The organism is Peribacillus sp. NPDC058075 (assembly GCF_042885195.1).
In the GTDB taxonomy this organism is placed as follows: Bacteria; Bacillota; Bacilli; order Bacillales; family DSM-1321; genus Peribacillus.
In genome coordinates this window covers 2,933,584-2,952,404 of record NZ_JBHVSL010000001.1, presented here as the reverse complement: position 1 = coordinate 2,952,404, position 18,821 = coordinate 2,933,584, and the positions used below count along the sequence as shown (strand labels likewise).

At 40.6% G+C, this 18,821-nt stretch carries 16 protein-coding genes; 10 read left to right on the top strand and 6 right to left on the bottom strand.

The features are described 5' to 3' along the window. Nucleotides 1–29: 29 nt before the first annotated feature. Nucleotides 30–815, bottom strand: a complete 786-nt coding sequence (yidC, locus tag ACFVS1_RS14630) for a membrane protein insertase YidC (RefSeq protein WP_387548344.1) — start codon at nucleotides 813–815, stop codon at nucleotides 30–32. Nucleotides 816–843: 28 nt separating this feature from the next. After that, on the bottom strand, nucleotides 844–1,131 hold the full coding sequence (locus ACFVS1_RS14625) for a hypothetical protein (protein WP_387548341.1): 288 nt from the start codon (nucleotides 1,129–1,131) through the stop codon (nucleotides 844–846). Between the two features lie 297 nt (nucleotides 1,132–1,428). Here ACFVS1_RS14625 and ACFVS1_RS14620 point away from each other — a divergent pair, with 297 nt between their 5' ends. Then, nucleotides 1,429–1,890 carry a hypothetical protein gene (locus tag ACFVS1_RS14620; RefSeq protein ID WP_387548338.1) on the top strand — a complete coding sequence of 154 codons (462 nt, stop codon included), beginning with the start codon at nucleotides 1,429–1,431 and terminating at the stop codon, nucleotides 1,888–1,890. 831 nt (nucleotides 1,891–2,721) lie between these two features. Here ACFVS1_RS14620 and ACFVS1_RS14615 read toward each other — a convergent pair. Beyond that, nucleotides 2,722–3,543 carry a glycerophosphodiester phosphodiesterase gene (locus tag ACFVS1_RS14615; protein WP_387548335.1) on the bottom strand — a complete coding sequence of 274 codons (822 nt, stop codon included), beginning with the start codon at nucleotides 3,541–3,543 and terminating at the stop codon, nucleotides 2,722–2,724. A gap of 210 nt (nucleotides 3,544–3,753) precedes the next feature. Here ACFVS1_RS14615 and ACFVS1_RS14610 point away from each other — a divergent pair, with 210 nt between their 5' ends. After that, the gene (locus ACFVS1_RS14610) at nucleotides 3,754–5,070 is read left to right on the top strand and encodes an MFS transporter (protein WP_387548333.1); all 1,317 of its coding nucleotides are present in this window, start codon (nucleotides 3,754–3,756) and stop codon (nucleotides 5,068–5,070) included. A 53-nt stretch (nucleotides 5,071–5,123) separates the two neighbouring features. On the opposite strand, the gene ACFVS1_RS14605 is transcribed toward ACFVS1_RS14610, so the two are convergent. Further along, entirely contained in the window at nucleotides 5,124–5,540 is a 417-nt protein-coding gene (locus ACFVS1_RS14605; RefSeq protein WP_352921751.1) for an organic hydroperoxide resistance protein, read from the bottom strand. Between the two features lie 192 nt (nucleotides 5,541–5,732). Here ACFVS1_RS14605 and ACFVS1_RS14600 point away from each other — a divergent pair, with 192 nt between their 5' ends. Genes ACFVS1_RS14600 through ACFVS1_RS14590 form a run of 3 tightly spaced genes read left to right on the top strand, consistent with a single transcriptional unit; the run spans nucleotide 5,733 to nucleotide 8,954 of the window. Beyond that, nucleotides 5,733–6,116 carry a GntR family transcriptional regulator gene (locus tag ACFVS1_RS14600; protein WP_352921750.1) on the top strand — a complete coding sequence of 128 codons (384 nt, stop codon included), beginning with the start codon at nucleotides 5,733–5,735 and terminating at the stop codon, nucleotides 6,114–6,116. After that, nucleotides 6,113–7,012, top strand: coding sequence for an ABC transporter ATP-binding protein (locus ACFVS1_RS14595; protein ID WP_352921749.1), 900 nt, complete (start codon nucleotides 6,113–6,115; stop codon nucleotides 7,010–7,012). The genes ACFVS1_RS14600 and ACFVS1_RS14595 overlap by 4 nt, the downstream gene beginning before the upstream one ends. Continuing rightward, nucleotides 6,987–8,954 carry a DUF6449 domain-containing protein gene (locus ACFVS1_RS14590; protein WP_387548330.1) on the top strand — a complete coding sequence of 656 codons (1,968 nt, stop codon included), beginning with the start codon at nucleotides 6,987–6,989 and terminating at the stop codon, nucleotides 8,952–8,954. The genes ACFVS1_RS14595 and ACFVS1_RS14590 overlap by 26 nt, the downstream gene beginning before the upstream one ends. A gap of 99 nt (nucleotides 8,955–9,053) precedes the next feature. Here the strand turns inward: ACFVS1_RS14590 and ACFVS1_RS14585 are convergent, their stop codons facing one another. Continuing rightward, nucleotides 9,054–9,257 (bottom strand): cold-shock protein, encoded by a 204-nt coding sequence (locus tag ACFVS1_RS14585; RefSeq protein ID WP_061462203.1) that lies wholly within the window; start codon nucleotides 9,255–9,257, stop codon nucleotides 9,054–9,056. 887 nt (nucleotides 9,258–10,144) lie between these two features. On the opposite strand from ACFVS1_RS14585, the gene ACFVS1_RS14580 reads away from it, so the two are divergent. Then, nucleotides 10,145–11,719: a peptide chain release factor 3 gene (locus ACFVS1_RS14580; protein WP_352921744.1), complete on the top strand. Its 1,575-nt coding sequence runs from the start codon at nucleotides 10,145–10,147 to the stop codon at nucleotides 11,717–11,719. 1,162 nt (nucleotides 11,720–12,881) lie between these two features. Beyond that, on the top strand, nucleotides 12,882–14,261 hold the full coding sequence (nhaC, locus tag ACFVS1_RS14575; RefSeq protein WP_387548327.1) for a Na+/H+ antiporter NhaC: 1,380 nt from the start codon (nucleotides 12,882–12,884) through the stop codon (nucleotides 14,259–14,261). 111 nt (nucleotides 14,262–14,372) lie between these two features. Here the strand turns inward: nhaC and ACFVS1_RS14570 are convergent, their stop codons facing one another. Then, nucleotides 14,373–15,566, bottom strand: coding sequence for an FtsW/RodA/SpoVE family cell cycle protein (locus tag ACFVS1_RS14570; RefSeq protein ID WP_387548324.1), 1,194 nt, complete (start codon nucleotides 15,564–15,566; stop codon nucleotides 14,373–14,375). Nucleotides 15,567–15,839: 273 nt separating this feature from the next. Here ACFVS1_RS14570 and ACFVS1_RS14565 point away from each other — a divergent pair, with 273 nt between their 5' ends. From ACFVS1_RS14565 to ACFVS1_RS14555, 3 genes are all read left to right on the top strand, one after another. After that, a complete protein-coding gene (locus ACFVS1_RS14565) occupies nucleotides 15,840–16,070 on the top strand; it encodes a hypothetical protein (protein ID WP_387548321.1) in 231 nt (76 codons plus the stop codon). A 104-nt stretch (nucleotides 16,071–16,174) separates the two neighbouring features. Continuing rightward, nucleotides 16,175–17,734, top strand: coding sequence for an aldehyde dehydrogenase family protein (locus ACFVS1_RS14560; RefSeq protein ID WP_352921738.1), 1,560 nt, complete (start codon nucleotides 16,175–16,177; stop codon nucleotides 17,732–17,734). Nucleotides 17,735–17,993: 259 nt separating this feature from the next. Continuing rightward, the gene (locus tag ACFVS1_RS14555) at nucleotides 17,994–18,776 is read left to right on the top strand and encodes a TerC family protein (RefSeq protein WP_352921736.1); all 783 of its coding nucleotides are present in this window, start codon (nucleotides 17,994–17,996) and stop codon (nucleotides 18,774–18,776) included. Nucleotides 18,777–18,821: the final 45 nt, after the last annotated feature.

Genomic DNA, 18,821 nt, shown 5'->3' with positions numbered 1-18,821 from the left:
GTATGAAAAAAAAAGCTAATCCAAGTGGATTAGCTTTTTTTCATAACCGTTTCATTTGCTGCCGGAACAACGGCATGATCTTTTTTATATATTCGCTTAAGTACGATGGACTGAATGATCATGAATATACCTCCGATTGACCAATATAACGGCAAAGCAGCAGGAGCAGAGAAAGAAATGAATAAAATCATTGCTGGTGAGAGCAGGCTCATCATCTTCATTTGTTTCTGCTGTTCCTCCGGCATTTGTCTCATGGAAATGACCGATTGGAAGTAATAAATGACACCAGCAATAATCGCCATGGCAATATTCGGTTGACCAAGGCTGTACCAAAGGAAATTATGGGTCGCAATTTCATGGGAGCCTTGGATCGCATAATAAAAGCCCATTAGAATCGGCATTTGAATTAAGAGCGGCAAACAGCCCATGTTTAAAGGATTGACTCCATGCTTTTGGTAAAGCTGCATCATTTCCTGTTGAAGGGCCTTTTGTTTAGCTGGATCTTTCGTCTCTTTGATTTTCTGCTGGATTGCAGTCATTTCCGGTTTCAGCCCATTCATCTTCGTTTTCATGCTAAGCTGTGTTTTATATTGCTTGGCAGTCAGTGGAAGCAAGACAAGGCGAATCAAAAATGTCATCATGATGATGCTTAAACCATAGTTGCCATTAAATAAATTAGCATTAAATTCTAGCATTTTTGTCATGGGGTTAACCAAAGCGGTATGAAATGGACCGCTCGTTGCTGCTGAACAACCTGTCAAAAGGGTAGTTGCCAGAAATAGGACGGCAATTAGTAACATGTTTTTCTTCTTCAATATAATTTCCTCCTCGAATTGTTATTGTTTAAACAATAAGAAGGAGGCTTGGCTCATCGGAATCATCTGGTGAATCCTTTTGCCGGATAAATGTGAAAAAGCGCTGTGCACCGCGCCAGTCAAAAGTGCTGCCATTCTGAACAGGGGATTTACTTTTATCTGAATGAACGGAAGCTTGATATTTGTCGTTCAAGAGCGATTGCTTTTTATTTAAGAAGTAAAACGCAGCCAGTGGAAAGACAAAGGTAAATAAGTAACCTGCCCATACCGCATGGCGAACGGTCTGATAATCGAATTCTAATAATAATTCCCACATAGGAATCCCTCGTTTTTTCTAAGATAAGAAAATGTAGTTCGGTTGGCCCCAAAAACGATTTAAGGACTGAAATAAGTTTAAATCATTAAGAACACTATATCAAATTCTAGTACAAGAAAGCCAAAAAATATAGGGATTTTTTCAAAAAATAAACAGGGAATATTTACTGGTACATAAATTTCCGATTAGAGATTCTATAGAACACCAGAGTCAAGACAAGTAATTCGGAATGAAGAGGCACATATGGTCGTTCGTCTACATACGGATAAATGAAGTTCAATTATGAGGTGAAAAAGTATGAAACCATACAATTCATTCAATCAACAGAACCACCATAACGGTACTGAAAATAAATATCAGAATGCACATCTCCGAAAGGATAATGATTTCTTGGCAGCTCCATATTCATGTGAAAATCAGATAATGGATGTAAGGACTCCTCCTGGCCCGCCTGGCCCGTCCTACGGGGACCAGCCGCCCCCGCGGCCGCCGCACGGAGGAGGCCCGCCTCATATAGCTCCGCCATTATTCACTCCACAACTTCACGATGGAATGTCTAAGGCAATGGACACTGGTTCAATGAAAGGGTGTTTATACAAGCATACGTATGTTTGGCTTAAAAATGGCCGCTCATTTTGGTTTTACCCCACATATGTTGGCTATAATGCCGTGGCAGGTTATCGATGGCGACGAAGTCAACAGCGATGGGCCTATTATGGAACGGACGCGCATGAGATACAATTCTTTCATTGTTATTAAAATTCGCATTAGCGGATTGTTCAGTTACGGACAAAAGGGGCGAAAAAGTACGCTGTAATCGAACTAATTGAGTGTAGGTCGAATAGAATGCGTGAACGGTCGAATAAAGTGCGGTGTGGGTCGAACATGCGTGAACGGTCGAATAAAGTGCGGTGTGGGTCGTAAAAATGCGTGAACGGTCGAATAAAGTGCGGTGTGGGTCGAATATAATGCGTGAACGGTTAAATAAAGTGCGGTGTGGGTCGAATAAAATGCGTGAACGGTCGAATAAAGTGCGGTGTGGGTCGAATAGAATGCGTGAACGGTCGAATAAAGTGTGGTGTGGGTCGAATATGCGTGAACGGTCGAATAAAGTGTGGTGATGGGTCGAATAAAATGCGTGAACGGTCGAATAAAGTGCGGTGTGGGTCGAATAAAATGCGTGAACGGTCGAATAAAGTGCGGTGTGGGTCGAATAGAATGCGTGAACGGTCGAATAAAGTGCGGTGTAGGTCGAATAGAATGCGTGAACGGTCGAATAAAGTGCGGTGTGGGTCGAAAATGCGTGAACGGCCCCAAAAAAGACTCTGGCTGAAAACAACGGGAAAGTTTTTTTAAGGAGGAGGTTCGGAATGGTCTCACCCCGAACCATGATTATAAATCGAGACTAGATTATCCTTAATGTTTTTTTACTGTAACCCTTATTAGATTGAAGAAATTTGCGAGACTCCTGCCGAATAGCTAACCGAAACTCCCATAGCTTTGAAGCGACTTGGCAGACAGTCGGGGAAAGGGAGCGGATTTATAAAATCAGGTGTCACATTATTAAAGAAGGTAAATTCCTTCAAAGATTCAATCAAAAAAATAATCAGGAAAATCAGAAATGATCCCATCTAACTGCATCTTTTTGAACATGCGGATTTGTTTTTTATTGTTGACGGTCCATGTATATACTTTCATCCCGTGCTTTTGGATTCGCATTTGCAGCTTCGTACTCAAAATCGTTTGCTTTGGATTCAAAAATGATGCATACTCGGCAATCTCCTTTAATTTTTGGTCAGTAATTCGCCGTTTTATCAAAACGCCCACTTGTATGTCCGGCATTAATTGATGAAACCTTTTCATGGATTCCATATCGAACGAATGAACCATTATCCTATTTTCACTTGTTGAATATTCCTGGAATTTTCCTAATTCCTCTGCAAGTTTCTGTTCAATGCCGGGATAAGCAGATGGATGTTTTAATTCGATTAAGATTCCGACTTTAGACCCGAAATTCTCCAATACCTCACTTAGTAAAGGAATCCTTTCGTTTTTATAACGGGAATGATACCAGCTTCCTGCATCCAGTTCCTTTAATTCGGCAGCCGAGTAATCACGGATGTTCCCTTTGCCGTTCGTGGTTCGATCCAGAGTTGGGTCATGATGAACCACAAGTACATCATCTTTACTGAGATGGATATCCACTTCCAGGAAATCAGCGCCCAATTCAATAGCTTTATTATAAGATGCCATTGTATTCTCGGGGCAATATCCAGATGCACCGCGATGTCCAATTTTAAGAGGGGAATGCTGCATTTTGAAGTCCTCAGGGAATACACCCTTTGTTCGATTAGAATAGATGGCGAACAGGACAAGTATGGTTACCAAGATAATAAGAAAAAATTCAATCATCTTTCACACTCCTATTAGGCACATTAATTAAAATTCTTAAATATTTTTAAAAAGAATAAAAAGAAGTTCTCAGGATAGCCTCCTTTCACAATTTTACATGTTAGCCAGGGAAAAATCATGTTTTACACAATGTTATAATCCCAACTTAAAGGATTTATTGGAAAGGTATGGAATACATATAATTTAAGTATCAATAAGGGGGGAAAGCAGATGGAATTGCAGGTGAAACCGAAGTCTAAAAAATGGAGGGGGAATTTTGGTTTATATTTTTCCCTGCCCATTCTCTCTTGGGCTTTTTACGATTTTGCCAATACGATTTTTTCTTCTAATATCAATACGATTTTCTTTCCATTCTTCCTTCAGGAACAGATTGGGGAAAATGCCGTTCTTGATCAGATTGCCAGTACCTTCATCTCCTACGCAAATGCGATTGCCAGTTTGTTTCTTGTTTTGTTTTCCCCGCTGTTCGGTGTCATGATCGATCGAACGGGAAAAATGAAAAAATACATTATGATTTTCACACTCATTTCTGTTGTATGTACATTTTTAATGGGGGTATTTGGAGGGGCGAAGTTCGATGGGAAGCTGCTAGGCATTCCAATTTCCTTAGCGATCGTCATTCTTTTATTCGTGATAGCAAAGTTTTTCTATCATTCGAGTCTTGTTTTCTATGATACGATGATGAGTGATTTAGGCACGAAACAGCAATTGCCGCTTATATCAGGATTTGGTGTGGCGGTAGGCTACCTTGGAACGTTAGTGGGCCTGTCAATCTATCCATTCATAAGTAAAGGGAGTTCCCATGAAGCCTTTATTCCCACGGCCATTTTATTTTTGGTTTTTTCCCTTCCATTGTTCTTTTTTTTAAAAGAGTCTCCAAAACAGCAAAAAGCGAAACAACCTTTTTTATCCGGTTATAAGGAAATTAAATCCACATTTAAAGAGATGCAATCCTATCGATCGGTTTTTACATTCATGATTGCTTATTTCTTTTTAAATGATGCGATTGCGACCACTATCGGCATGATGGCCGTATATGCCAAGACTGTTGTTGGATTTTCCTCAAGCGGATTCATTTTGCTTTACTTGGTTTCGACAGTATCGAGTATTGCCGGATCGTTTCTGTTTGGATACATCACGCAGTCGAAGGGGCCGCGGCTAGCTGTGACATATGTGGGAGTTCTGCTTTTGGTTGCTTTATTTATAGCGGTCTTTGCACAAACCGATTTATGGTTCTGGGTTGCAGGGAGTATGTTCGGCATTTCGCTAGGTTCGATGTGGGTGACATCACGGACATATATCATTGAATTGACCCCGGATGAGAAGAGGGGGCAATTCTTTGGACTATTTGCCTTCTCAGGAAAAGTTTCTTCCATAATCGGTCCGCTTTTATATGGAACGATAACGTTGGTATTCCATGACCTCGGTACATTGGCGAGCAGGATGGCATTGGGGTCATTGATTATCATGGCGGTAATAGGTCTGGGCTTTCTTTTAAAATTGAAGGGATTGGAAGAAGTGAACTAAGAAAAAAAGGAATGGAGCCGGCCTTAATGCCGTATCCATTCCCTTGTATAATCTTATACCAAAATCAAGGTGACATCGACGTTCCCGCGAGTAGCTTTTGAATAGGGGCAGATCATATGTGCTTTTTTGGTGAAGTCTTCAGCCTCTTCCTTGCTTAGGTCGGGAATGGAAACGTCCAATCTTACAGCCAATTTAAAGCCGCCGTCTTCCTCATCTTTACCGATCGTGACATTTGCCGTCACGGAAGTATCGACTTTTTTCTTTTCTTTTTGCAGAACAAGATTCAAGGCACTGTCAAAACAAGCCGCGTAACCTGCTGCGAATAATTGTTCAGGGTTTGTGGCGCGCTCGCCGGAACCTCCTAATTCCTTAGGTGATCTCACATCGAAGTCCAGAATCCCGTCCTCTGATTTAACATGTCCCTCACGACCGCCATGTACGGTAACTGCAGCTGTATATAATGGTTTCAATGTAAAACAACTCCTTTGTTTATTCTTACTATCATTAGTTCCCTCCTGTAGGCCTTGTTAAACAAAATGAAAGCGAGTTTATGGAAAGTATTGTGTGAAAATGGATTTAAATTGGTTTTAAATTGGAAGATATTGTTTTATAATGTACTGTATTAGGAGATGTAATACACCCATTTGCAAGGAGGGTTTATGATGTTTGAGTTGGATGTTCAAAATGGAAAGCCGATATATGAGCAATTGATGGATAAGTTTAAGGAACTAATGATCAATGAAGTTTTACAGGAACATAATCAGCTCCCATCAATACGAATATTGGCTCAGAAACTGACCATCAATCCAAATACGATCCAGAAAGCGTACAAGCAGCTTGAATCTGACGGGTTTATATATACATTACCAGGCAAAGGGAATTTCGTGGCTCCTCCTAAATCCTTGAAAAATTCATTAAAAGAAGAAAAGATCAGAAACGAGCTTTCAAGGGTACTCGCAGAAGCTCTTTATATCGGAATCGATAAACAGGAAATTTATAGATTGATAAAGGAAATCGGTCCATTGGCAAAGGGGGGAGATTCATGATTGAAATAAAACAGGTGAGTAAATTATATGAAGGAAAAGAAGCGATCAAAAACGTCACCTTGGTCATACAAAAAGGCTCCATATTCGGGTTATTAGGTTCAAATGGAGCGGGGAAAACGACCTTATTAAAAATGCTTTCAGGAAATCTGATTCAGGATTCAGGAGAAGTTCTTATTGATCGATCATATGTGTTTGAAAACCGTGAAGTGAAAAATCGTTGTTTCTTCCTTCCTGATACGCCTTATTTCCTGGCTAACTATACGATCATGCAAATGGCAGGTTTTTATAGCCATATTTATAGTGAATGGAATCAAGAACGTTTTTATCAATTACAGGAAGTATTTCCGATACCCGTCCAAAATAAAATACATAAACTATCGAAGGGTATGCAAAGACAGGTTGCTTTTTGGCTCGCACTCTCGACGATGCCGGAAGTCCTCATCCTGGATGAACCGTTTGATGGGTTAGATCCGGTCATGCGTAAAAATGTGAGGCAGTTGTTGATTCAGGATGTATCGGAAAGGGATATGACGATTTTACTTTCGTCCCATAATCTCCGGGAAATTGAAGATTTAGCCGATCATGTAGGGATTTTACATAAAGGTGAGCTTGTGATCCAAAAGGATTTGAATGACTTAAAAGCGGATGTACACAAAGTGCAAATCGCCTTTAAACATAAAATTCCCCACGGTTTATACCGCGGAATTCAAATTCTAAACAAGGAAAGACGCGGCAGCGTGATCGTTTGCATCGTTAAAGGTAAAGAATCCATGATTAAATCGCACTTTAATCAGTTTCAGCCAGAAATATTAGATATTCTCCCCCTTACTCTAGAGGAGATATTCATTTATGAAATGGGGGATATCGGTTATGTCATCCAGAATACCCTGGTTTAATAGGGAATTGATTATCTATATTTTCAGAAGCACTGGCTGGATTGGTTTCCTGTATCTCGTCGGCCTCATATTTGCGCTGCCTTTGGAAATGTTAGCGATTATCTTGAATGAAAATAATGAATATGTGGAATTCGAAAACCTTTTTTCCTGTCAGCAGATGATACAGTTCGTCTTGGTCATCGTTATTCCAGTATTACTTGCCATCTTCCTTTTTCGGTTTTTACAAATGAAACAAGCCTCTGACTTTATTCATAGTTTACCGATTACTAGACGCAGTATCTACATTCATATGATTGGGACGGGAATTGGCTTTTTGGGTTTACCGATATTATTTACGGGTTTAATTTTGATATTATTCCACTCGGCAATTGATATAGAAACGCTATATACCATGCCTGATATATGGTCTTGGATGGGGAATACATTTATTTTGGAAGCTATGATCTTTTCTGTTGCCGTTTTAATTGGAATGGTGACGGGATTATCAGCCTTTCAAGGACTGCTGACCTATATTTTTCTTGCTTTACCGGTGGGGCTGTTTGTCTTGTTTGCAGCCAATGTGAAGTATTTGATCGCAGGATTTTCTGCTGATTATTATCTAAGCTCCAATATGAAGGGCATCTCCCCCTTATTAGCAGCAACGGATATGGAAAAAATAGACTTTATTTCTGTTAATACTTTAATTTATAGTATATTAACCGTATTTTTTTTGATTTGTTCTCTTTTTCTCTATGAGAGGAGAAAGCTGGAGCATGTATCGCAGGCATTTGTTTATCCAAAGATTAAGCCATTATTTAAATTCGGCCTGACATTATGCATGATGCTGTTTACAGGGCTGTATTTTAGTGAAACGACAGGCCAACCTGGGTGGATTTTCTTCGGGTATACCGTCGGTTCTTTGCTTGGATATTATTTAGGGGAAATGGTCCTGCAAAAGACTTGGCGAATACGGGTCAACCTGAAAGGTTATGCAGCATTTATAGTGGCTATCATTGTGCTTGCACTCATTATAAAAATAGATCCCCTTCAGTATAAGGCCAAAATTCCTGATGAAAAGATGATTAGCCAAATTTATATTGGCAATTCTCCTTTATTTAATGAAGATGGTGACACATCGGATAACGCTTCCAATTATCTAAAAGAGAAGGAAAATATAGAAGCTATACGGTTATTGCATCAGGAAATTATCGATAAGGGTAAAAAGGTTTCCATAGGTGAATTGAATGATGGGCAATCCGTATTCCTGATGTATGATCTCAAGAATGGAAAACGGTTAGCAAGGGAGTATCATTTGCAAAACTACGACTCATATAAGCCGCTATTGGCGAAAATTTATGAGTCGAATGAATATAAAAAAATGGTTAATGAGTTATTGAATGTTTCTGCTGAAGACGTAACTAAAATCAAGATAACGGCGAGCGGACAAGTGGACAAATCATTAACAATCACGGACGGTCAACAGCTGGAAGCAGCCGTAAAGGCATTGTCGGAGGATCTGAATAATCAATCGTTCGACCAAATGACATCTTCTTTTGGTGATTATGCCTCCATCGACATTCTCTTGCATAATGACAAAACCATTTATATGAATTGGGACTCTTCATCTACTCAGTTTTCAAAATGGATGGAAAGTACCGGACAATCGGAAAAAGCAAGGTTAATGGCTGATGATGTCTCTTATATCCTGGTTGCGAAGACCGATTCGAAAGTTTATCATTCGTATTCAGAAAGTGAAATCGCACAGCAGATTGAACAACAGCCAAACCGCTTGAAAATTAAGACCGCTTCGGAAATCGAGACCGCCATTGATAATGCCCAAATCGATTGGGGCGGGGAGTATTCAGCTGCCTTTTATTATAAAGAAAGCAGAGATGTGGACATCAAGAGTTTTTCTGGCGAACATGTTCCCGGCTTCATTTTAGATCATTTTAATGAAAAATAACGTGAATATGCGGCTTGTAGATATAAAGGAAAGGATGCCGCCCAATCTGGGCGGCATCCTTTTTTCCATTGCCTATCAATATGTTTGTGTATCTATGCTTTAGAGTTTTACGACGTTTTTAGCTTGAGGTCCGCGGTTTCCTTCTTCGATTTCAAATTCAACCTCTTGACCTTCATCAAGGCTCTTGAAACCTTCTCCTTGAATGGCGGAAAAATGTACGAAAACATCGTCTTCGTTTGGTACTTCGATAAATCCAAATCCTTTGTCACTATTGAACCATTTCACTTTACCTGTTACTGTCATTCGATGAATCCTCCTAAAAAGTAAAAAATATTAATGGTGATGATTTTACCGTAATGGAAAATCAATTTCACACATTATCCTGCACCCTCATTCAAGTTAAATTTATCATACGAAGATGCTTGATAATATGTGAAAGCCTTCAGGGGAAATTAACCCGCTAACCTTTTGGGGCAATTTCCAGTTTTTTAGTATATACCCACCTTTATAAAGGATAAAACAAGTGGAATTAATTTATACATTCCCAATTTGGGGAAATAATATTAGACAGGTTTTACACGGGGAAGTATAACGGTATTGTCTTACAGGAGTCTCCTTGATTGAAATTTGAAGGGGCCACTAGGAAAAGTCTTTATGGTTGAGTTTAGGAAAACAATTTGGCATTAAAGTTTTTCACGAAAATAATCGGGTATAGGATAAGAAAGAAAGGACTGATGTAAAATGAAGAAATTATTAAAAAGGGCCCTCATTTTTGCTGCTCCAATCATATTCAAGGAAGTAAAAAAACGCTGGAAGAACAAGCAGAATCAAAAAGCGATTAAACATGCAAGGTAAATAAGTTAAATCATGAATAAATGAACGGTAACCATATGGATTAAGATAAGGGGCGCTGATTAAGCGTCTTTTGTTTTGCCATCGGAAACAAATCCCCTAATGGTGATTCATTCACCTCTACATCTTTCCTTCATATCGTGTTAAAATAGAAAGGTTGATTGAAATGAATGCAGAGTAGCCAAGGTTTAAGCCTTATGATATATTTCTTCTTACATATATTGTGTATGATCAGGATTTTTGCATACAAAGAAAGGTTGCCATTCCAATGTGAAAAATACAAATGAACCCCCTATAAATTTTTTAAGTGATGACTCCAATAATGAAAGGAACATTCTATGACTACTTTAAAAGACGAGGTTCAATCCCGACGGACCTTCGCAATCATCTCTCACCCGGATGCCGGGAAAACGACTTTGACAGAAAAATTATTGCTGTTTGGCGGCGCGATCCGTGATGCCGGAACAGTTAAAGCTAGAAAAACAGGGAAGTATGCAACAAGTGACTGGATGGAGATTGAAAAGCAACGGGGAATTTCGGTTACATCTTCAGTCATGCAATTCGATTATGATGATTTTCGTGTCAACATTCTCGATACACCAGGCCACCAAGATTTCAGTGAAGACACATATCGTACACTGATGGCTGTTGATAGTGCTGTGATGATCATCGACTCGGCAAAAGGTATCGAGGATCAGACGGTTAAATTATTCAAAGTATGCCGGATGAGGGGTATCCCGATTTTCACTTTTATCAATAAAATGGACCGACAAGGTAAAACGCCGCTAGAATTGCTTGCCGAACTCGAAGAGGTTTTAGGTATAGAAACATATCCAATGAACTGGCCGATTGGGATGGGAAAAGACTTCGTGGGCATTTACGACAGGTTCAATAATCGGATTGAACAGTTCAAAACGGAAGGGGAAGAGCGTTTCCTTCCATTGAATGACGAAGGTGAACTCGAAGTGGATCATAAACTTAAGGATTCCCAGTTATATGAGCAAACTTTGGAAGAAATCATGCTGTTGACAGAAGCGGGTAACCAATTCTCTGAAGAAAACATTGCGAATGGAAAACTTAGTCCCGTATTTTTCGGGAGTGCTTTAACTACGTTCGGTGTACAGACGTTTTTGGATGCTTATCTGCAATTTGCACCAGCTCCACAAGCGCGGATGACAACGTCAGGTGAAATGGACCCTGTCAGTAATGATTTTTCTGGTTTCATTTTCAAGATCCAAGCGAATATGAACCCAAAACACCGTGACCGGATCGCTTTCCTTCGAATTTGCTCCGGGAAGTTCGAACGTGGGATGAGCGTCAACCTGAGCAGGACAGGAAAACCAATCAACCTTTCTTCTTCTACTCAATTCATGGCTGATGATCGGAACACCGTAAATGAAGCGGTAAGCGGAGATATCATCGGTTTATATGATACCGGTAACTACCAAATTGGCGATACGATTACAACAAGCAAAGACATGTATCAGTTTGAAAGGCTGCCTCAGTTTACACCGGAACTATTCATGAGGGTAACAGCTAAAAACGTCATGAAACAGAAACATTTCCATAAAGGAATTAACCAACTTGTACAAGAAGGGGCAATTCAGCTCTTCAAAACGGTTCGGATGGAAGAATATCTGCTTGGTGCGGTTGGGCAACTTCAATTCGAAGTATTCGAGCATCGAATGAGGAACGAGTACAATGTTGAAGTCGTGATGGAGCGCATGGGCAGCAAGATTACACGCTGGGCTGAAGATGAAAAGCTTGATGAAAATCTTCATAGTTCAAGAAGCATCCTTGTTAAAGACCGATTTGATAAATATGCATTCTTATTTGAAAATGAGTTTGCTCTTCGTTGGTTCCAAGATAAAAATCCAGATGTGGAATTATATAATCCAATGGATTTGAAATAATAGAGGAGCCCATGTTATATAGGGGCTTCAGACTGTAGACTAACTTGATGAAAATCAAGTTTGTCTACAGTTTTTTTTGTGTGCAAAAACTCGAACATTGATTTCCACTACACGCACTCGCTTTCCGCGGGCGGTCCGGGAGCCTCCTCGACGCTTTTGCGTCTCTGGGGTCTCCCTTGGACGTGTTTTTCCTGCAGGAGTCTCGCACCTTCCGTTCCAATCAGCTTAGTAATTTTTGAAAGAACCCCTCTTGTCTACAGTTTTTTTATGTGCAAAAACTCGAACATGGATTTCCACTACAGGCACTCGCTTTCCGCGGGCGGTCCGGGAGCCTCCTCGACGCTTTTGCGTCTCTGGGGTCTCCCTTGGACGTGTTTTTCCCGCAGGAGTCTCGCACCTTCCGTTCCAATCAGCTTAGTAATTTTTGAAAGAACCCCTCTTGTCTACAGTTTTTTGGTGTGCAAAAACTCGAACATTGATTTCCACTACACGCACTCGCTTTCCGCGGGCGGTCCGGGAGCCTCCTCGACGCCTTTGCGTCTGTGGGGTCTCCCTTGGACGGGTTTTCCCCGCAGGAGTCTCGCACCTTCCGTTCCAATCAGCTTAGTCTTAAATTTTAGTTTGTTTAAAAAAATGAAGCCGGTGTATAAAACACGGGCTTTTTTTGTCTGGAGAATTTTTTAAACCATAATTTCATATGGCTATAACTATCGCGTACCTTTCGGGTGTCCATACATATAGGGAATGGGAGGTAATTTCTTCAGTCATAGAAAAAGCTCTGCCTTTTTCGGAAAAACAGGCTACAAAGTCCTGATTGATTCTTATGAGAAAAACTGTTTCATTATTTAGTAAAAATCAATGAGACAACCAAGGCATTGCAATTAGCCTAAATAGTTATCGAAACACATAAACGTCATTATGATGGAATGAATTGAACATAAATCTATCGGAAGGAGCTTGGTAATGGTTTGCGTTATATCAGTGGAGAGAAGTATCACTGATATAATCGTAGTATACTAAAATATTCCTTTGACAATCTCCTGAAACTCCTATATATTTAGCTAGTACTTTAGTGCTTAAAAGCGTTTCAGTAATTGTGAGGAGTGAAAGGTCCTATCCTTACCTCAGAGAATATACAACATTGAAAGCGGGGAAAAACATCATGCGTCTTGAAGATGCAAAGCTAAAACTCTCCTTACGTGAAGCAATTGGGGTTTTGGCCATTCTATTCTTAATCATTGCAACTGGTATCATACATTATGGACTTGCCCCCCATATTCCAATAATAGCGGCAATCCTTTTCTTATTTGTTTATGGGAAGATCAAGAAGCTGCCATTTTCAATTATGGAGGCGGCTATAGTCAAAGGTGCAGGTACTGGTATGGGAGCCATTTATATTTTCTTTTTCATAGGAATGCTGATTTCCATCTGGATGGCAAGCGGGACGATCCCTACCATCATGTACTATGGGTTTGATTGGATTTCTGGTGAATATTTCTATGCGATCACATTTCTGGTGTGTTCGCTAATTGGGCTTTGTATCGGGAGTTCACTTACAACATCAGCCACAATCGGCGTTGCTTTAATAGGTATGGCGGCGGCGATGGATTTATCGTTGGCGATTACAGCGGGTGCAATCATTTCCGGTGCATTTCTTGGGGATAAAATGTCTCCATTATCCGACTCTACCAACCTTGCATCGGGAACGGTTGGAGCACCATTATTTGAACATATAAATAATATGCTTTGGACTACGATTCCAGGTTTTTTAATATCACTTATCCTCTTTTATTTCCTTTCACCGAATGTCAAAGTGGCTCGTGTTGAGGAAATCGAAGCCATGACGAAAGCCCTGGAAATGGAAACGAATATAAGCATATGGAGTTTGATTCCGTTTGTCATCGTACTGATCATGGCTTTAAAAAAGGTGTCAGCCATACCGACATTGTCGGCAGGAATCATTTCGGCAGCCATCATCGCTTTCATTCAAACGCCTAATTTGACGGTTGCAAAACTGGCAGATATTTTATACGGCGGATTTGTACTTAAAAGTGGAATGGATCAACTTGACTCAATCTTATCACGGGGCGGCATTGAAAGTATGATGTTCTCCGTTTCGATGGTGTTGTTGGCATTGGCCATGGGCGGACTATTGTTCGAATTGGGAGTCATCCCTTCTATTTTAAAAGCGGTCCAGGATTCATTGACGAGTGTAGCAAAAGTGATTTCCGCTACTGTATTTGCAGGAATCAGCGTGAATTTCCTGGTGGGTGAACAGTATTTGTCAGTTATACTGCCTGGGAAAGCCTTTCAGCAGAAATATGAAGATTTAGGCTTGCAGCCCAAAACGCTTGCGAGGGTACTGGAAGATGCGGGAACAGTTGTGAATCCTCTGGTTCCTTGGGGTGTCTGCGGTGTATTCCTGACACAGGTTTTGGGTGTATCAACCCTTGAATATGCCCCATTTGCATTCTTTTGCCTGCTTTGTCCTTTGCTCAGTCTGATTTCTGGCTTTACGAAAGTCGGTATCCATTATAAATGAAAAAAATAGGCGGTCGGGTCTCGACTGCCTGTTTTTTTATGGGAACTTCTATAACCTTAAAGAGAAGGGAACCCCCTGACATGAACAGAAATGTCAGGGGGCATTGATTGATTATTTTGAAGACGCAATCTCATCTTTTGGGATGGACACGACCTTTTCTTTCTGTTCAAGCAAGTTCATACGCATAACGACATTTTGGTATATGCCCATTGAAAGCATGAGCAGCAGTAAGGAAGATCCTCCGTAACTGATGAATGGAAGCGTGATCCCTGTAATAGGGATAAGTCCAGTCACTCCGCCAACGTTGATGCCGACTTGAATGCCGATCATGGATGAGATGCCGATCAATAAAAGGCTTCCAAAAGGATCCTTGCATTTTGCTGAAAGTACATATCCCCTCAAAACGATAAAACCTAGTGTCAATAAAACGAACCCCACACCGAATATCCCGAGCTCTTCTGCAATGACAGACATGATGAAATCAGTATGTGATTCAGGCAGGTACCCGTATTTTTGTACACTGTCACCAAGACCCACTCCAGTAAGGCCGCCGGATCCTATCGCGAATAATGAGTTTACGAGTTGATATCCGCTTTCTCCTGCCGTTCCGAAGGGATCTGCGAACCCCGTAAAACGAGAAATCTTATTTTCAGAAAAAACGGATGAGAAATTTCCTGTCACGATTACTCCTAGTGCAAATATGGCAACGAAAATCGCAGTAATCAAAGAGAGTTTGAATATACTCTTAAAAGACATCCCGGATGATATGATCATGGTACTTGAAATCAAGAAAATGACAGCTGCCGTTCCATAGTCAGGCTGTATTCCGATTAAAAAGCAGATGAATACGAGAAAGAAAATCGGCGGGATGACGGCTTTATCAATACTATTGATTCGATCCTGCCTTTTTCCGTAAATGGCTGCCAGATAAATGATCATGGCTAACTTGGAAAATTCAGCGGGTTGGATCGATTTTGTCCCTAATTTGAACCAGCTTGTGGCATTTCCTGCTGTATGGCCGAAGATAAAGAGCAGCAAAAGGATACCGGCCATTCCAAACATCATAGACATCAAGAACATTTTGTTTTTGTACATCTTATAAGGAAGAATCATCGTGACGATCATTGCCGCGAATGAAATGAGAAAGGCCGTTTTTTGTTTCTCAAAGAAGAAATCCATGGGCATGCCGTATCGAGCAACAGCAGTAATCATGCTCGAACTGTAAATCATGACTAAACCAAACAAACAGAGTAATACGACAGCGATGAAAATAGGGAAGTCGTATGCTTTAATTATTCTTTTCACTTGTGCGCTCACCTCAAATATGTATGCGCGAAAAAATCGCCTTCTTATATAGTAACGGAAAATCGGTTATATAGATAATAATTTTTATTCGATAATATGAATTTATCCTCCATAAACCAATATTAAACACTAAAACCGAGAAACTTGCCGGCCGGATTTACATTTTGCTTATAGCCGAATTCGGATTCCTATACATTACCTTCGATAGCAAACGTAAATACTCCTTTTAATAACGGAAAAAATTTACTATATATTCCATTTGGCGGTGCTGTTATGTCTGGAAGATTACTATTTAAGGTTATTTGTGGCAAAACTTGTTGTGATGCAGTGGATACTGTAAACGAATTTGTTAGAGTAATCCATCTTAAGAGGTATTTAGCACCGGTTATGTGGCACAGTATCGGGCAGGGATTTTATGAAGAGTGTGATCCGGTTGTGAACATGGTTCCAATCGATTATATTATACAGGCTGCTGCGTCTCTGGCATTATATAAAGAGGGTTAACGCGAAAAACCTCGTACGTTTAGTGAATTTGAAAAGGCCTTTATTAAAAGCATACAAATGTTAGGAAGTACCAATAAAAATAAGGTAAAGCTAGGGGAGTAGTTATGGAAGAAATACATGACAAGCTGGAAGTGTTTTCTCCGGCAACAGGTGAGAAGATTGCAGAAATCGTCCCAACACCATTGAAGTCGATTCCTCATATTTATAAGAAATCAAGACATGCGTTCCAAGCATGGTCGAATACTCCCATCAAAGAACGGCTGCACTATTTAAAACGGCTTCGTTTATTGATGGTTGAAAAAATGGACGAAATAGCTGAAGTCATTTCAAAAGATACGGGAAAAGTGAAAATTGAAGCACTGGTTGCTGATATCATGCCAACCATTGATGCAATCAAGCATATCGAGAAACATGCAGTGAAGACTCTTTCCGGGCAAAAGGTCACCACTCCGCTCATGTTAATTGGAAAAAAATCTTATATCCATTATATGCCCCGTGGAACGATTCTCGTCATTTCACCATGGAATTATCCGCTGCAGCTTTCCATGGTACCCATTCTTAATGCTCTAGCAGCGGGAAATACAGTCATCGCCAAGCCCTCAGAGGTAACTCCTTTAGTTGGGGTGTGCATCGAAAAGCTGTTTCTTGAAGCTGGTTTCCCGGACGGAGCTATACAGTTTGCCCATGGGGGAAAAGAATTGGGTGCGGCGTTAACGGAGCAAAAGCCAGATTATATATTTTTTACTGGATCTGTAAGGACTGGGAAAATGATAGGTGAGGTCGCAGCTAGACAACTGATCCCAACTACTTTGGAGCTTGGCGGGAAGGATCCAATGATCGTTCTGCGTGATGCCAACCTGGAACGAGCTGTGAACGGGGCCCTATGGGGGGCTTTCACAAACAGCGGGCAGGTGTGCATGAGTGTTGAAAGGGTTTATGTGGAACGTCCTGTTTATAAGGAATTCCTTATGCTTCTTAAAGAAAAAACGAAGTCCATGAGGCAGGGGGTGCATTTGCAGGATGATATCGGTTCAATGACTTTCCCGGCACAAGTTGACATTGTGGCTGGACAACTGGAGGATGCATTGAATAAGGGGGCCGTACTTGAAGCCGGAATACCTCCGAAAGAGTGGAAAACGGGACAGACCCATTTCATTCCGCCGACGATTCTGTCCAATGTCGATCATTCCATGAAAATCATGAAAGAAGAAACGTTCGGACCAGTATTGCCTGTTGTGCCTTTTGATACGGAGGAAGAAGTAATCGCCCTGGCAAATGAAAGTGAATATGGACTCAATTCCAGCGTTTGGACGATGGATAGGGAAAAAGCAAGCAACATTGCGTCTCGGTTAGTAACAGGAGCGGTGACGATCAATGATGTGCTGATAACAGTTGCTAATCATCACTTACCATTTGGCGGTGCCAAACAAAGCGGGGTTGGCCGCTATCATGGCGAGCATGGATTGAAGATTTTCTGCCATGAAAAAGCGATCATGATCGATAAAGGTAAAAACAATACAGAAATACAATGGTATCCATATGAAGGGAAATACACGAGTTTTTTATCACTGTTTCAGAATTACTTTTCTGCCAAACCGAACTGGATTCGTTTCGGCAAAGAATACTTGCGATTGATTAAATTATCCAAAGGCACCAGAAAATGAGATTCATTTATAAAAAAGATTGTTATTTTCATAACGAGCGCGTATACTATTAATATACTTAATAACTGATTTTCCTTTTCAAAGGGGAGTAGCGTTAGGGTTCGCCCTAAAACAAAGTCGTCATTACGTGAATGTTAAACATTCATCGGCTTTGTTGACATGATTTCATGTTCAGCAAGACCTTTGCCTATATGGCAGAGGTCTTTTTATTTTGCCAATGCCAGTAGGAAGGAAATACTAACTATTGGAGGTTGAATGCATGGAAGCATCAATATTATTGGAATATGGCTGGGTCCTTCTTATCTTGGTTGGATTAGAAGGGATACTTGCTGCGGATAATGCAGTCGTCATGGCTGTCATGGTTAAGCATTTGCCAAAAGAACAACAGCGAAAAGCCTTGTTTTATGGTCTGATGGGAGCTTTTGTTTTCCGCTTTGCAAGTTTATTCCTTATTTCCTTTCTTGTCGAGGTTTGGCAAGTTCAAGCAATCGGTGCGATTTACTTACTTTTCATTGCTTTTCAGCACATTTACAAAAAATACGCTGGTAAAGGTGCGAAGGAAATCACGAAACCTAAAAAGCAATCAGGTTTCTGGATGACCGTGGTAAAGGTTGAAGCGGCTGATATAGCTTTCGCAATCGATTCAATGCTGGCAGCCGTCGCACTGGCTGTTACACTTCCTGAAACAGGCTGGATGAAAGTCGGCGGTATTGACGGAGGGCAATTCGCTGTAATGTTCCTCGGCGGCATGATTGGATTGATCATTATGCGATTTGCTGCAAATGCGTTCGTGAAGTTGCTTCATCAGCGTCCTTCCCTAGAAACGGCTGCATTTTTGATAGTGGGTTGGGTCGGAGTGAAGTTGGCGGTACACACACTCGCACACCCTTCACTGGCTGTCATCGATCATCATTTCCCTGAATCAACTCTTTGGAAATCGATTTTCTGGGTTGTATTGATTGGAATTGCAGCAGGTGCATGGATCATTTCAAGCAAAAAAGAAAAAAAAGAAAAAGAAGAGAAAAAAATACAGGAAGCTTAAAAAACAGGCGTGCTGGTCACGCCTATTTTTTTTGCTTTTTCATGT